Here is a 13,574-nt window from a genome sequence, read left to right as displayed (position 1 = left end):
CGATGGATTGGAGTTGACGCGGCTTACTTGAACAGGTTGTTCAGCATGCTGCCCACGGCCGCACCCAAAGCGGCTCCTGCTGCTTCTTGGTTTGTGCTGCCGCTGTTCTGGGTGGCCACAAGCTTGTAATCAGCAAAGCGGAACACGCCGGTGTTGCCGTGATCCACAAAGGTCACCGGCCAGCTCCCACCAAAGGAATCAGTGATGGTGTAGGTGCCGCTGCCGTTGTCTTTGAACACGTACTTGCTGCCGTTCTCCAGCTGAATCTTGTAGCGGTTGCGATCACCCTTCGACACCTGCTTGAGCTGGCAGGGGCCATCGAACACCCGCTGACCTCTCTGGCTGAGGCTGCAGTAGCCCGTGTCTGTGGCGACCTGGCGATTGCCGCTGCTGGCACTGGTGTTGTTGTTGCTGTTGCCGAAGAGCTGCTTGGTGAGGCCCTTGGCCACGTTCGACTGGCTCCAGCCGTCGTCCCAGCACTTGCGTTTCTGGATGCTGCAGGCCTGACCGGAGCTGAGGCGGAAGTCGTTGCTGGTCGACCCACGGCGGTTCTGGCTGAGCCGGTCAGCGGCGAACTCGCCGAAGTAAATCTTCGTGATCCCGATCGACGGGCCATAGCTGTCGTAGCAGACCTGGCCGACCTGATCGCAGACGATGCCAGCCTTGGGATAGGAAATTCCCTTGTTTTGGGCGAAAGCAGGAACAGCTGTCAGCCAAGAACAGGCCAACCCTGCTGCGGCAAGTCGACTGAGCTGACCCATTGCCAATCCCCTAAAAACCAAACTTAGGGGTCTTCTCCTTTGTCTGCAGTCGGTTCGTTGCTGCTCTGGTTGGCGGGCTCAAGAAGCGGGCCCATCACCCCGAGCAGTCTATTGAGCAATGTCCGGCTGGTCTGAGCCAGCTCACGAACCTCCTGGAGGGTGCTGGTGATCAGTGGGCGTGAGTCTTTGAGGAGCTGCTGGGCTTCTCTCTCAGCGGCTCGCGTGTCTGCGCTGACTTCACTGACGTTGCGACTCACGCCTTGGAGAGAGTCACGCACCACCGGTGCTGTGGCAGCTGCCTCGCGTTCGATCGTGGCCGTGAGCGTGTTGGTGTTCTGAAGCGTCTTGCGCAGATCGGTAAGGGTGGTGTTGATGGCTCCGTCCTCTCCGGTGAGGGTTGTGGTGTTGTTCAACGTTGCCTGCAGCGCGCGTTGTGTTCTGCTGAGCTCTTCCAAGGTGCTCTCCAGGCTGATCGGAGAGCGGAATGGAATGGTTGTGCCATCGATCGTTTGCGCGGTGGCCTGAGGATCGGCACTGATCTCGATGAAGCGTTCACCGACCAAGCCCTCCTGCCCCAGCCTTGCTGTGCTGGCTGGGCCAATCAGTTGGGCTTTGCTGTGCTCCACTTTGAGTTGCACGCGCACTTTGGCGTCGGGCATGAGCTTGAGCCCTCTCACCTGGCCCACTGGAACCCCGGAGATTCGAACCTCTTCCCCTGAGTGCAGGCCGTTGGTGTTGTTGGCTTCGAGGTAAACGTGAATGAAATGGGTTCCCCAGCGTTGTTCTCTGGCGAGACCAACGACCACCATCAGCAGCAGCAGCACGCCGGATCCAAGGAACAGCAAGCGCTCGCGAGGATGGGTGGGTTCGGGGTGGTTCATGCCGAAGCAACGGGTCTGAGGAGGCCATCGAATGCCAAAACCCACAGCAGTTTGAGCGCTAGTGCCACGATCAATCCTTCAACCAGCAGATTGCTGACGATCAAGGCTTCGCTGCGGCCGCTGCGCAGAGCGCGCAAGGAACGCCATTGACACCAGGCGCAGATCGAGCCGAGAAACAGACTGCTGCGGACCAATGTTTGCAGCAAGTCGCGCAGGCGAATCCCAGAGAGCAAATCGCTGAGCTCTCGCAGCGAATCGGCCCGTGGTGTGATCAGGATTCCCCCAACAATGGCGCTGAGAACAAACATCAGCATTAAGAGCAGACCCACGAGGGCAGCGGCTGGTACAGAGGCGCGCCAGGCGCTCGGCCCTTCCCTTGCAACCCGCTCAAGCCAGCGTGGCATCAGGAGTGCCATCGCGAGCACACTCACCAGCACCGGGCCGATGAGTTGAATGACGAGGAGCACCAGCAATTGCAGGCTGAAGCGGCTGGTCTGTCCCAGGGCAGTGACCGACAGATCCACCATGCCTAGACCGATGACAAAACCGGCCAGCAGAACTGGAGCTGCACAGCGTTCACCGTCTCTCTCCGCAGTGGACAAATTGTTGGAGAGGGCTGCCATGACCTCGGATTAACGGAGGGGAAAGAGCTCGACGGGTGAGGGGGGTCAGTTGCGTGCGGTGCAGGTCTTGGCCTCAGGAGCCACCATCAGATTCACCAGAGCGGGCCCCTTGTCACCAAGACTGCCGGCGACTTGGGTGATGGCGGCCAGGGTGCGGCCGTCGTATCGGGATTGATAGCTGTTGGCCATGCAGGTGCAGTATTTGCTTTGGTTTTTCACGCCTGGCGTCTTGCCCTGCAAGCAACCTTTAAGAAAACCATCGCGAAACTGCTTGGTGAGCTGCGCATTGCTCGGCTTCTGTTGCGCATGCACAGGCCATGAAAATGCTGCGATTAACAGAGCGGTCGCTGTGAGCAGTGGCTTGACGAAACGAAGCGACATCAGAACCTTAGAGAGGATGAATGAGCCTGAGACCTTTGCACATTTGGGTGATTTCAGTTGCGGGGAGCGAAGCAATCAGCGCTCGCTGGTCGAGCTGGCCTGGCTGGTGTTGCCGAGGTTGGCTGGGGCTTGTCCAGGCATCAATGATTTGAGCTGATTCATCATCCGCTTGAACATCGACTCCTGTGCTTCGAGTTTGTCCTCCAGGTCTTGGATCTTCTGATCCTGTCGAGCATTTTCTGCTTCTGATTGACGTTTTTCTGTTTCAAGTTGCTCGATTCGTGACTTGAGCAGGGCGATCAGGTTGGTGGTGGCCTCCGATTCCGCCGCAGCGTCATCGTTTTCTGGAAGCGTCTGATTGTTGAGCAGTTGGTCCAGTTGCTGCTTGAGCTCGTCGATCTGCTGATCACGGGACGCCACGTCGCTTTGAAGCTTGGCGATGTTGCTGTTCACCTCCGAGCGGTATTCGGAGATGTCATTTGACGCGGTGGATGCTTTGGCGATGCGTCCAAGGGGGAAGGAGAAGCCGAGTCGGCCGGCCACCGAGGGCGTTGATCCGTATTCGTAATCGACCGAGGGGGTATAGGCGAGTGCTCCATTGAGGTGGAGACGATCGCCGACACGTACAGCACAGCCTGCAGACAAGGCGTACTGACTGCCGTATCCACCGGTGCCGACACCGCAGCGCACGGGTTCATCGTCCTGAAGCGAAACCTCAGGGATCGCCGATAGTGCAGCAGCAACTGCTCCGGAAGACTCAACGGCTTGGCCCAGTCCGCGAGCGGCGGATTCCAGCCTGTTGGTGGTGGATTGAAGCTGAGGGATGGCGCTATTGACCGCTTGATCCACCTGCTGGAGGGAGACCGAGGACGACCGCTGCAACGTTCCATCGCTTTCGGCGGCGACCAAGGCGGTCCCTTTCCCGGACAGTGATTCAACTTTGAGGCTGTCGGTACTGGTGCCACCGGAGACGGCAAGACCGTTGTTGATGGTGGCGCCACCGGAGAGTGTGGTGGCCCCGGTGACGGCGAGGGTGCCACCGATGGTTTGTGAACCGGAGATCGACTGGTTGCCGTTGACGGTTTGTGTGCCGTTGACGGTGAGTGAGTTGTTCACCGTGGTGGCGCCATTGAGAGTGGAAGCCCCGGAAACATTGAGGCTGTCGGTGCTGGTGCCACCGGAGACGGCGAGACCGTTGTTGATGGTGGCGCCGCCGGAGAGGGTGGAGGCCCCAGTCACGGCGAGGGTTCCGCCGATGGATTGGTTACCGGTGATGGCGGAGTTGCCTGCGACGGACTGATTGCCAGCGATTGTTTGTGAACCGGAAACCGTCTGGTTGCCGTTGACGGTTTGTGTGCCGTTAACAGTGAGCGAGTTATTGACCGTGGTGGCGCCATTGAGTGTGGTGGCACCTTGAACGTCGAGTGTGCTCTGGAAGTTGGCGGCACCCGTGGCGGTGAGGGTGTTGAGGGTGGTGGCACCGGAGACGCCGAGGGTGTCGGTGTTGGTGCCGCCGGTGACAGTGAGGCCATTGCTGATGGTGGCACCACCGGAGAGTGTGGTGGCACCTGTGACACCAAGGGTTCCACCAATGGTTTGATTGCCAGAGATGGCGGAATTGCCAGATACGGTCTGATTACCAGTGACAGCGAGTGTGCCAACGACGTTGGTGTCTCTGAGGTTGGATGTTCCTGTGACCGTGAGTGAATTGTTGACGGTGGTGGCGCCATTGAGTGTGGTGACACCTTGAACGTCGAGTGTGCTCTGGAAGTTGGCGGCACCCGTGGCGGTGAGGGTGTTGAGGGTGGTGGCACCACCCACATTCAGGTTGTTGGCTGTTGTGAGGGATCCGTTGTTAACGGAAATTCCAGCTGCACGCTTAAGAGTTCCATCGCCGTTGGCGAAGACCATCTCATTGCCTGTACCGGAAAGGTTGGCAATGGTGACCTCGCTGTCGGATTTACCGATGGCAATTTGATCGTTGCGTGTGGATGCAGCGCCATCACCGAAGGCAATGGAGTTGTCGTAACTGGCATTGGCCTGATAACCGAGGGCGATGGCATCGTTGGCGTTGGCCACAGCCTGGAAGCCCATCACGATGGTGCGGTTGCCTGCAGCGCGAGAATTTTCGCCAATGGCAACCGTGGCCGCGCCAGTGGCATTGGAGGCGACACCAATGGCCACACTGTTCTTACCCGTGGCTTCTGCATAAGCACCGACAGCAACGGATCCGTTGGTGGCATCGGAATCAGCACCAACGGCAGTGGCCTCAAAGCCGATGGCCGTGCTGTTGGCACCTAAGGCGGAGGTGTAATCACCATCAGCTCTTGAATTGTTCCCGAAGCAAACAGAATCAACGCCTTGATGGGTGCAATTGAAGGCGTTTTGAACGGCAATTGTGTAACTGGGGGCCAATGTGGCCGTGCCAGCAGTCACCCGACCTTGCTGATCGATGACGAGGTATTCAGTGCCGGACGATGGTTTGTTGGCAAGGCCCGGTAAGAAAATGTCTGTCGTTCCATTGCCGTCGGTGCCAAGGGTGATGGAACTGGTGGCGGTGGACCCTGATTTCTGTAGGGCTACGGCACCGGCGCCAATGGCTGTGGCATTAGCGATATCCGATCGGGAGTCAGTGCCGATTGCCAGGGAATTCTTGTTTGAACTGAGTGTTCCATCACCCAACGCCATTGCGCGTGTGTCCGAAGCCGTGGCTAAGCGACCCAGCGCCGTGGCAAAAGTGCCCGAAGCAGTGGCAGCAGCCCCCAGCGCCGTGGAAGAGTCGCCCGAAGCACTGGCTCTACGACCCAGCGCCGTGGCAAAAGTGCCCGAAGCACTGGCTCTACGACCCAGCGCCGTGGCAAAAGTGCCCGAAGCAGTGGCATCTGATCCCAGCGCCATGGCGGAAGAATCGCCCGAAGCATTGGCTCGAAAACCCAGCGCCGTGGCGGCAACGCCCGAAGCAATGGCCTCTGATCCCAGCGCCATGGCTATAAGGCCCGAAGCAGTGGCTCGTTCACCCAGTGCCGTGGCGGCAATGCCCGAGCTGGAGCGTCAGCCTGACCATGCTGTAATCACTTTCGCAGATTCCATTCAACGCACGTCCCCAGTTCACACGATTGGGGCCCACTGTGAGCACATCAAGGAGGGCGCGTTCTGCCGTGCTGTTCGCTCGCTAGCGGCCCAGGTCAATGTTGTCTGCAACCCAGTTCTCAGGTTTTTTATTGTTTGATTGATCCTTTGCTGCCCACAGCACTTGCAGGGTGTAGGCGCCTTCCCTGTTAAAGCGAATGCCGCTGGCTGTGTTCGTGCGTCGGTAAGTCTTCCCCTGTTCTGCACTCGGGAAATGGAAGGCCCAATGGTTGAAAAGCACATCCACGTTTCCCTGGCGTTGGCTGAAACGGCAAGGTCCTGTTTCCACTGGCATGGCGTGATCGTGCCGGCTGAGCCAACAGGTCGCCTTCCCGAAGGATCAGAACTTGCATCCGCATGGATTTGATTGGTGACACATCCTCTTCATCATCGTGTTTCTTTTGTTTGTCCTCTTGAGTGCAGGTCGTTTTTGGGCTGGGAGTGATCACCGGTGACGTCTTTGCAGCCGATCGCTATCTCGATTCCGCTCTCGAGAACTGATTCTCAAAATCCATTGTTGCCTTCAAACTCTTTGAGATATTGGAAGAGCTTTGTGAAAAAAGGGATCATCCAGAAGATGATGCCCACAATCGATGCCCAGGCAATCCACGTTAAAAGCACGGCAACAATGCCTGTGCCCGAATCGCCCTCGTAAAAATGATTCAAGGCCAGTGGCCAACCGAAGGCGAGTAGAGCACTTTTCACCAAGGCATGCTTTTCAGCTTTGGTCATCAGGACAGAGCCGTTGACTCAACTGTTAGCAAAATTTTGCTAACAGTTGAGTCAACGTTTCGCTCTTCCTTGATTCGATGACACTCCGCACCATCGTTGGCCGCTTGGCGGCGCTCGCAGGGGTTGGTGCTGTTGTAGTGATCGGCGCCGCTATTGCCCTCAGCCTTGCCTACCGGCATGCCGTTCAGAATTTTGAACCGGCCCAACCGGCGACGGGGGGTGACACCACCCGTCGGCAATGAGCCAATCCAATAAAAAACCCCCGCCTTGCGGCGAGGGTGAAATGACGATCGTTGGGAATGAATCCGTGGATCAGTCGAGGTCGGGCATGGCCAGAGTGGGCTCGGCCTGACGGTCGATGCCTTTTTCAAAACCGGCAGCAGCAGCACGGGCGCGGCCCGCATGCCAGAGGTGACCGATCAGGAAGAAGAAGGCCAGGATGAACTGCGTGGCAGCCAGCCATTGGCGGATGTTCACGAAGTTCACTGAGTTGGGCTCGGTGATGATGCCGCCCACGGAGTTGATCGACGCGTTGGGAGCGTGGGTCATGTACTCAGCGGCGCGACGCACCTGCCAGGGCTGGATGTCGTTCTGCAGCTTGTCGAGGCTCAGACCATTGGGGCCACGTAGGGGCTCCAGCCAGGGACCACGGAAGTCCCAGAAGCGCATGGTTTCGCCACCGAAGATGATTTCACCGGTGGGTGAACGCATCAGGTACTTGCCCAGGCCGGTGGGGCCCATGGCGGAACCGATGTTGGCGCCGAGACGCTGGTCACGCACCAGGAAGGTGAAGCTCTGGGCCTGGGAGGCTTCGGCGTTGGTGGGGCCGTAGAACTCCGAGGGGTAGGCGGTGTTGTTGAACCAGATGTAAGCCGAGGCGATGAAGCTCATGAAGCTCAGGGCGCCGAGGCTGTAGCTCAGGTAGGCCTCACCGTTCCAGATGAAGGCGCGACGCACCCAGCCGAAAGGTTTGGTGATCACGTGCCAGATGCCACCGAAGATCAGGGTCAGACCCAACCAGATGTGGCCACCGATGATGTCCTCCATGGAGTTCACACCGATAATCCAGCCCTCGCCGCCGAAGGGGGCGCGGAACAGATAACCGAAGATCACGCCAGGATCCAGGGTGGGGTTGGTGATCAGACGCACATCACCACCGCCGGGGGCCCAGGTGTCGTAGACGCCGCCGAAGAACATGGCCTTGAAGACCAGCAGCAGGCAGCCGACGCCCAGAAGGATCAGGTGATAACCAATGATGTTGGTCATCTGGTTCTTGTCACGCCAGTCCTGAGAGAAGAACGTGGAGTAATTCTCGAGAATTTCAGGACCACGCAGGGCGTGATAAAGGCCGCCGAGGCCGAGCACGGCGGAGCTGATCAGGTGCAGCACACCGACCACGAAGAAGGGGTAGAGATCGGTGACCTCACCACCAGGTCCAACGCCGTACCCGAGGGTGGCGACGTGGGGGAACAGGATCAGACCCTGCTCATACATGGGCTTGTCGAAGGTGAAGTGGCTCACCTCGAACAGCATCATGGCGCCGGCCCAGAACACCATCAGACCAGCGTGGGCCACGTGGGCACCCAGCAGACGGCCGGACAGGTTGATCAGGCGGGCATTTCCAGACCACCAGGCGTAGCCGGTGGAGTCGAGGTCTTTACCGCCAGTGGCGATAAGACCGGAATTAAAGGGCGTTTCCACGGGGCAGAACCTCTTCAGGGAAGACGAAGTTTTCGTGCGGCTGGTCAGCCGGTGCCATCCAGGCACGCAGACCTTCATTGAGAAGGATGTTCTTGGTGTAGAAGGTCTCGAATTCGGGATCTTCTGCAGCGCGGATCTCCTGCGACACGAAGTCGTAGGCGCGCAGGTTGAGGGCCAGGCCGATGATGCCGATGGAGCTGGTCCACAGGCCCATCACAGGCACGAACAGCATGAAGAAGTGCAGCCAGCGCTTGTTAGAGAACGCAATTCCGAAGATTTGGCTCCAGAAGCGGTTGGCGGTGACCATCGAATAGGTCTCTTCTTCCTGAGTGGGCTCGAACGCCTTGAAGGTGTTGGCCTGCTCGCCGTCCTCAAACAGGGTGTTTTCCACGGTGGCGCCGTGAATGGCACACAGCAGTGCGCCGCCGAGGATGCCGGCCACGCCCATCATGTGGAAGGGGTTCAAGGTCCAGTTATGGAAGCCCTGGAGGAAGAGGAGGAAGCGGAAGATCGCAGCCACACCGAAGGAGGGCGCGAAGAACCAGCTGCTCTGGCCGAGGGGGTACATCAGGAAGACGCTGACGAACACCGCAATCGGACCGGAGAAGGCGATGGCGTTGTAAGGACGGATGCCCACCAGACGAGCAATCTCGAACTGACGGAGCATGAAGCCGATCAGAGCGAAAGCGCCGTGGAGTGCCACGAAGGCCCAGAGGCCGCCGAGCTGACACCATCGAACGAAGTCGCCCTGGGCCTCAGGGCCCCAGAGAAGAAGCAGGCTGTGACCCATCGCATCAGCGGGGGTGGACACAGCAGCGGTGAGGAAGTTGCAACCTTCCAGGTACGACGAGGCGATGCCGTGGGTGTACCAGGAGGTGACAAAGGTGGTGCCAGTGAGCCAACCACCGATGGCCAGATAGGCCGTTGGAAAGAGAAGAATGCCGGACCAGCCGACAAATACGAAGCGGTCGCGCTTGAGCCAGTCATCGAGGACGTCAAACCATCCCCGCTGTGGCGCGCGTCCTACAGCGATCGTCATGAGAGGAGAACGGTGCGGTTACCCGCAGGCTGTGGGATACCTGGCGACCTTAACAATCTCAACGGGGTCTGCGGGGCTGATCGCCCACAGCTGAAATCCGTTGTATCGGAGCGTTTCTTTCCTCTTTCTTTCGTTTTTCCGGGCCCTTTTGTGGCAGGTCTTGCACGTGCCGTCCGCGCAACGGCATCAGCGTTCACAATGTGCGCTGTTTCCAGGCTTCGATGGCCGCTGAACTGCTCGAACAGCCGGTGCTGGGATCGCGCCGCCTGTCCAACATCCTGGTTGCTGCCATGGTCACCATCGGCGGCGTGGGTTTCCTGTTCGCCTCCCTGTCCAGTTATCTCGGCCGGGACCTGCTGCCCCTGGGACACCCGGCCGGGTTGGTGTTTGTCCCGCAAGGGCTGGTGATGGGCCTCTACAGCATTGCTGCAGCCCTTCTGGCCACATACCTCTGGGCGGTGATCGCCATCGATGTGGGATCGGGCTCCAACCGCTTCGACAAGCAGGCCGGGGTGATCACGATCTCCCGCCGTGGATTCCGCAAGCCGATCAGCGTTGAAATTCCCTTGAAGGATGTTCAGGCTGTGAAGGTGGAAGTGCGCGATGGCTTCAACACACGCAGGCGCGTGTCCCTGCGCGTGCAAGGCCGGCGCGACATGCCGCTCACCCGCGTGGGTGAACCCCTTCCCCTCGCTCAGCTGGAGCAGGATGGAGCCGAACTCGCCCGGTTTCTGGGCGTGAATCTCGAGGGACTCTGATCGCACCATGCTCCACCGTTCATTTCGCGCTCTGATCACCCTGGCGCTCTGCGTTCCACTGCTGGTGAGTTGTGCCACCACCACCCCTGCCTCTGTTCCGGATGGCTGTGAGCAGGCCTCGAGCCCCTGCCTTCAGGGCAAGGCCAGCGTTGCTATGGAAACCAGCCGCGGCACGATCACCCTCGAGCTGGATGGCGATGCGGCTCCGGTCACAGCCGGCAACTTCGTGGATCTGGTGAAGCGCGGCACTTACAACGGCACCGTGTTTCACCGCGTTGTGAGGGAGCCTGTTCCCTTTGTGGTGCAGGGAGGCGATCCCGCTTCGAGTAATCCCCAAACGCCCAAGGCCCAATACGGCACCGGCAGCTTCATCGATCCTGAGAGCGGCCAGGCCCGCTTCATCCCTCTGGAGGTGGCGTTTGAAGGTGAGGATCAACCCCGTTACGGGCGCGTGGTGAGCAATCCCAGCGAATTGCTGCAGTTGAAGCTCAGCCACGCCCGCGGCGCCTTGGCCATGGCCCGATCCCAGTCACCGGATTCCGCCAGCGCGCAGTTCTACATCGCCTTGAAGCCCCTGCCGGAACTGGATGGTCGCTATGCCGTCTTCGGCCGTGTCAGCGAAGGCATGGACGTGGTGGATGCCATCCGTATGGACGACAAGATCATCAAAGCCACCCTGCTCACCCCTGGGCTTTGACCCAAATCCTGGGTATCTCAGGCGGGAACACGCCCGCCTGAGATCGAGGCTTTGAGCAATTCGGTGTTCACACCTGAGGCCCGCTCCAGGGCGACCTTGCCTGTGCGCGCGATTTCCTGAATGCCATAGGGAGCCATCAAGCGTTCAAGCGCCACCAATTTCCCTGGATCGCCCACAACCTCCAGGGTGAGGGCGTCGTCGGCCACATCCACCACCTTGGCCCGGAAGACCTGCACCAGCTCGAGAATGGCGCTGCGCTGACTGGCGGGTGCCGACACCTTCATCAGCATCAGTTCCCGTTCCACTGCGGGGCGTTGAGACAAATCGAGCACTTGCAAAACATTCACCAACTTGTCCAGCTGTTTGGTCATCTGCTGGAGCGTCTGCTGATCACCCTCCACCACCATCGTCAAGCGTGAACGACCATCGGCTTCCGCTGGCCCAACGGCCAGGCTGTCGATATTGAAGCCTCGCCGGGCAAACAAACCGGCAATGCGGCTGAGGGCACCGGATTCGTCTTCCACCAGAACCGACAGGGTGTGCTTCATGCCTGGTGCTCGATCCCGGATGCGTGTTCGTGTCCCAAATTACGGTCCAGCCAGTGCAGCAGCTCCTGATGAAACCGTTCGGGGGTTTCGTCGTGGGGGCAATGGCCGCTGTTCTCCACCACTTTGAGCTCAATCCAAGGGTGTTCGCTCTGCACACGCTCACCAATGAGCAACGGCACGAAGCGATCGTCACGGCCCCAGAGCAACAACATGGGCGGGGGTTGCGGGCTCTGGCGCAGCCGCTGCAGTAGAGCCGGTGCTGTGGCGCCTCTCGGGCGCAGGGCCATGCCCACGCTCATCCCCCGCAGCGCGCGCGCTGCTGTGATCCTGCGCGCCGGCTGCGCAATCAGGCGCAGCAGTTCCTTGTCCATGCCGATGGGCCGCCGGTAAGCCCCCTGCAGTCCTGCCTTCAGCAATGGCGTGCGACTGATCAGCGGCACCACCAGCTCCAGCGGCAGCAACCTGCACAGCACCGTCACGGTGGCGCGCCTGAGCTGCCTCGTCCTTCGCTTCTGGCGCAGGGCAATCGGCTTGATCAGGGCTGGGTCCGGCAGGGGGGCAGCGGCCACAGCCGCCACCAGTCGGGGGGCCAGCACGGCGGTGGTGAGAGCGGTCAGGCCGCCCAGGGAGTTGCCCACCAGCACTGCCGGTGACTGCACCACCTGTTCGAGAAAAGCGGCCAGTTGCCGGCCCCACAAGCGGTTGTCGAGGGCCATCCGGCGCTGAAGACCGGGCTGGTCGGAGCGGCCGAAACCGATCAGATCCAAGCCATACACGCGGTACCCAGCGTTGGCCAGTGGGCCGGCGTTGTGGCGCCAGTGGCTGCTGCTGGCGCCAAAGCCATGCAGCAGCACCAGCGCAGGGGCGCTGCTGGCACCAAGAACGCGCCAGTGGCACCGAAATCCCTGCCATGTCCAGGTGCCGGCGTCGCCCCAGTCAGCACCGGTGGAGGCAGGCTGGTGGGTGGTTGCAGGCACGCGGCTGGACTCCCTGGATCCTCACTATCGCGAAGGTGCGGCCTGTGTGCAGACGGGGTCGGGCTTCTTCCGGGCGCAGTCCCGTCCATCCAGAGACCTGTCCGTGTTGCTGGCTGCCCATCAGGCCACCCATGCTCAGGGGCCCCAGCACTGGCTCGACCTCATGGCCGGTTGCGGCATCCGTGGCCTGCGCTGGGGGCTGGAAAGCGCGCCCCAGTCGCCGCATCCCCTTGCGCTCTGGCTGAATGACGCCGATCCCGAGCGCAGGGTCTCCCTCCAGGCCAATCTCAATCCGCTCTCTGGCCATGACGGGGTGGACCTCACGCTCACTCAGCAGCCTGCCGAACGCTTGTTGCGACAGGCCTATCTCGATCAGCGCCGCTTCGATCTGATCGACCTCGATGCCTTTGGTTGTCCGAACGGATTGCTGCAGTCGGCGCTGGCGGTGCTGCGCTTCGGCGGGGTGTTGATCCTGGCAAGCACCGATGGCCGCTCGCCCACTGGTCATGACCGGGCGTCCGCAGTGCGCCGGTTTGCCGCGGCGGCTCGGGCCCATCCATCCAGCTGGGAGCTGGCGTTGCGGCTGCAACTGGCAGCGTTGGCCCGGGAGGCCTGGATGTTGGGCCGCGGGCTTGAACCCCTGGCTTGCTTCAGCGATGGGCGAACCTTCCGCTTGGCCGTGCGCCTGCAGCGGCGCGTTCGCGCTGATGCAGAAGCGCAACTCGGCCTCCTTGCTCGCTGTGAGCAGTGCGGTGATCAAGCGGTTCAACCTCTGCTGAAGCTCAGCGGTTGGCGCGCCTGTGCCTGCAATCCACAGGAGGGGCGCTGGGCGGTGTCGGGGCCACTCTGGCTGGGTCCATTGCAGTCGCCCTCGCTCGTGCAGGAGCTGCTCACCCTGAGTGAAGCCATGCCGCAAACCCTGGTGCCCCAAGGCCGGCGGCTGCTAGAGCGCTTGCAGGCGGATCCGGGGTTACCGGTGTGTTGCTGGTCCACCGATGAGCTGGCGCAACGCCTGGGTCTCGCCGGTCCCCCGTCCTTGCGCAGGCTTGTGCAGGCGTTGCGGGGGGATGGCTACAGCGCCGTTGCCAGTGGCGTGATGGCCGGGCAGCTGCGCACCGATGCGCCATGGAAGGTGTTGTTACAACGGTGTGCCGATCTGGCCTGAGAGCAGCTTTTAATGGGTGCTGATCGTGAACACACCCCCATGGCTTCGGAGATCTTCGGTATTGCAGCGGTGTTCTGGGTGCTGATTCCTGTAGGACTGGCCGGTGGTGCCCTGCTCTTGAAGCTTCAGAAGGACTGATCCTCAAACAAGGTTGGACGCCCCTTAGGCTCCTGCCTTGGAAG

Annotated in this window: 16 protein-coding genes; 5 read left to right on the top strand and 11 right to left on the bottom strand. The window is 60.6% G+C overall.

Annotation, left to right across the window (positions count from 1 at the left end; genetic code table 11):
- Window positions 1–23: 23 nt before the first annotated feature.
- From SynBMKMC1_RS09020 to SynBMKMC1_RS08990, 7 genes are all read right to left on the bottom strand, one after another.
- Window positions 24–728, bottom strand: a complete 705-nt coding sequence (locus tag SynBMKMC1_RS09020) for a YcgJ family protein (protein ID WP_255486132.1) — start codon at window positions 726–728, stop codon at window positions 24–26.
- 56 nt (window positions 729–784) lie between these two features.
- Entirely contained in the window at window positions 785–1,642 is an 858-nt protein-coding gene (locus SynBMKMC1_RS09015; RefSeq protein WP_186471478.1) for an MlaD family protein, read from the bottom strand.
- Window positions 1,639–2,265 (bottom strand): hypothetical protein, encoded by a 627-nt coding sequence (locus SynBMKMC1_RS09010; RefSeq protein WP_186471477.1) that lies wholly within the window; start codon window positions 2,263–2,265, stop codon window positions 1,639–1,641. The genes SynBMKMC1_RS09015 and SynBMKMC1_RS09010 overlap by 4 nt, the downstream gene beginning before the upstream one ends.
- Window positions 2,266–2,310: 45 nt before the next feature.
- The gene (locus SynBMKMC1_RS09005; RefSeq protein ID WP_186471476.1) at window positions 2,311–2,646 is read right to left on the bottom strand and encodes a hypothetical protein; all 336 of its coding nucleotides are present in this window, start codon (window positions 2,644–2,646) and stop codon (window positions 2,311–2,313) included.
- Window positions 2,647–2,721: 75 nt separating this feature from the next.
- Window positions 2,722–5,682: a YadA-like family protein gene (locus SynBMKMC1_RS09000; RefSeq protein ID WP_370593955.1), complete on the bottom strand. Its 2,961-nt coding sequence runs from the start codon at window positions 5,680–5,682 to the stop codon at window positions 2,722–2,724.
- Window positions 5,683–5,818: 136 nt separating this feature from the next.
- Window positions 5,819–6,070 (bottom strand): hypothetical protein, encoded by a 252-nt coding sequence (locus SynBMKMC1_RS08995; RefSeq protein ID WP_186471474.1) that lies wholly within the window; start codon window positions 6,068–6,070, stop codon window positions 5,819–5,821.
- A gap of 209 nt (window positions 6,071–6,279) precedes the next feature.
- Entirely contained in the window at window positions 6,280–6,507 is a 228-nt protein-coding gene (locus SynBMKMC1_RS08990; RefSeq protein ID WP_011933548.1) for a hypothetical protein, read from the bottom strand.
- 77 nt (window positions 6,508–6,584) lie between these two features.
- On the opposite strand from SynBMKMC1_RS08990, the gene SynBMKMC1_RS08985 reads away from it, so the two are divergent.
- Window positions 6,585–6,749: a hypothetical protein gene (locus SynBMKMC1_RS08985; protein WP_011933547.1), complete on the top strand. Its 165-nt coding sequence runs from the start codon at window positions 6,585–6,587 to the stop codon at window positions 6,747–6,749.
- Between the two features lie 70 nt (window positions 6,750–6,819).
- Here SynBMKMC1_RS08985 and psbC read toward each other — a convergent pair whose 3' ends face one another.
- On the bottom strand, window positions 6,820–8,208 hold the full coding sequence (psbC, locus tag SynBMKMC1_RS08980; RefSeq protein WP_011933546.1) for a photosystem II reaction center protein CP43: 1,389 nt from the start codon (window positions 8,206–8,208) through the stop codon (window positions 6,820–6,822).
- Complete coding sequence (psbD, locus tag SynBMKMC1_RS08975) at window positions 8,192–9,247, bottom strand: photosystem II D2 protein (photosystem q(a) protein) (RefSeq protein ID WP_006041823.1); 1,056 nt, start codon at window positions 9,245–9,247, stop codon at window positions 8,192–8,194. The genes psbC and psbD overlap by 17 nt, the downstream gene beginning before the upstream one ends.
- 221 nt (window positions 9,248–9,468) lie before the next feature.
- Here psbD and SynBMKMC1_RS08970 point away from each other — a divergent pair, with 221 nt between their 5' ends.
- Together SynBMKMC1_RS08970 and SynBMKMC1_RS08965 are read left to right on the top strand one after the other, a co-directional pair.
- Window positions 9,469–10,005, top strand: coding sequence for a photosystem I assembly protein Ycf4 (locus SynBMKMC1_RS08970; RefSeq protein WP_011933545.1), 537 nt, complete (start codon window positions 9,469–9,471; stop codon window positions 10,003–10,005).
- 7 nt (window positions 10,006–10,012) lie between these two features.
- Entirely contained in the window at window positions 10,013–10,702 is a 690-nt protein-coding gene (locus tag SynBMKMC1_RS08965; protein ID WP_186471473.1) for a peptidylprolyl isomerase, read from the top strand.
- Window positions 10,703–10,719: 17 nt separating this feature from the next.
- On the opposite strand, the gene ilvN is transcribed toward SynBMKMC1_RS08965, so the two are convergent.
- Both ilvN and SynBMKMC1_RS08955 read right to left on the bottom strand, forming a co-directional pair.
- Complete coding sequence (ilvN, locus tag SynBMKMC1_RS08960; protein ID WP_011933543.1) at window positions 10,720–11,250, bottom strand: acetolactate synthase small subunit; 531 nt, start codon at window positions 11,248–11,250, stop codon at window positions 10,720–10,722.
- The gene (locus tag SynBMKMC1_RS08955) at window positions 11,247–12,227 is read right to left on the bottom strand and encodes an alpha/beta fold hydrolase (RefSeq protein ID WP_255486129.1); all 981 of its coding nucleotides are present in this window, start codon (window positions 12,225–12,227) and stop codon (window positions 11,247–11,249) included. The genes ilvN and SynBMKMC1_RS08955 overlap by 4 nt, the downstream gene beginning before the upstream one ends.
- Here SynBMKMC1_RS08955 and SynBMKMC1_RS08950 point away from each other — a divergent pair.
- Complete coding sequence (locus SynBMKMC1_RS08950) at window positions 12,214–13,392, top strand: N2,N2-dimethylguanosine tRNA methyltransferase (RefSeq protein WP_255486127.1); 1,179 nt, start codon at window positions 12,214–12,216, stop codon at window positions 13,390–13,392. The two genes, SynBMKMC1_RS08955 and SynBMKMC1_RS08950, sit on opposite strands and share 14 nt — an antisense overlap.
- A gap of 39 nt (window positions 13,393–13,431) precedes the next feature.
- Window positions 13,432–13,530, top strand: a complete 99-nt coding sequence (gene petM, locus SynBMKMC1_RS08945) for a cytochrome b6-f complex subunit PetM (protein ID WP_011933540.1) — start codon at window positions 13,432–13,434, stop codon at window positions 13,528–13,530.
- Window positions 13,531–13,574: the final 44 nt, after the last annotated feature.

It is taken from the genome of Synechococcus sp. BMK-MC-1, from assembly GCF_014279955.1.
Taxonomy (GTDB): domain Bacteria; phylum Cyanobacteriota; class Cyanobacteriia; order PCC-6307; family Cyanobiaceae; genus Synechococcus_C.
The sequence above is the reverse complement of the archived record's forward strand: the minus strand, read 5'-3'. Positions and strand labels throughout refer to the sequence as shown.

Excerpts from the sequence above, each read along its gene's own strand:
- SynBMKMC1_RS09015 (WP_186471478.1), bottom strand. The coding sequence starts at position 1,642 with ATGAACCACCCCGAACCCACCCATCCTCGCGAGCGCTTGCTGTTCCTT.
- SynBMKMC1_RS09010 (WP_186471477.1), bottom strand. The coding sequence starts at position 2,265 with ATGGCAGCCCTCTCCAACAATTTGTCCACTGCGGAGAGAGACGGTGAA.
- SynBMKMC1_RS09005 (WP_186471476.1), bottom strand. The coding sequence starts at position 2,646 with ATGTCGCTTCGTTTCGTCAAGCCACTGCTCACAGCGACCGCTCTGTTA.
- SynBMKMC1_RS08995 (WP_186471474.1), bottom strand. The coding sequence starts at position 6,070 with ATGCCAGTGGAAACAGGACCTTGCCGTTTCAGCCAACGCCAGGGAAAC.
- SynBMKMC1_RS08990 (WP_011933548.1), bottom strand. The coding sequence starts at position 6,507 with ATGACCAAAGCTGAAAAGCATGCCTTGGTGAAAAGTGCTCTACTCGCC.
- SynBMKMC1_RS08985 (WP_011933547.1), top strand. The coding sequence starts at position 6,585 with ATGACACTCCGCACCATCGTTGGCCGCTTGGCGGCGCTCGCAGGGGTT.
- psbD (WP_006041823.1), bottom strand. The coding sequence starts at position 9,247 with ATGACGATCGCTGTAGGACGCGCGCCACAGCGGGGATGGTTTGACGTC.
- SynBMKMC1_RS08970 (WP_011933545.1), top strand. The coding sequence starts at position 9,469 with ATGGCCGCTGAACTGCTCGAACAGCCGGTGCTGGGATCGCGCCGCCTG.
- SynBMKMC1_RS08965 (WP_186471473.1), top strand. The coding sequence starts at position 10,013 with ATGCTCCACCGTTCATTTCGCGCTCTGATCACCCTGGCGCTCTGCGTT.
- ilvN (WP_011933543.1), bottom strand. The coding sequence starts at position 11,250 with ATGAAGCACACCCTGTCGGTTCTGGTGGAAGACGAATCCGGTGCCCTC.
- petM (WP_011933540.1), top strand. The coding sequence starts at position 13,432 with ATGGCTTCGGAGATCTTCGGTATTGCAGCGGTGTTCTGGGTGCTGATT.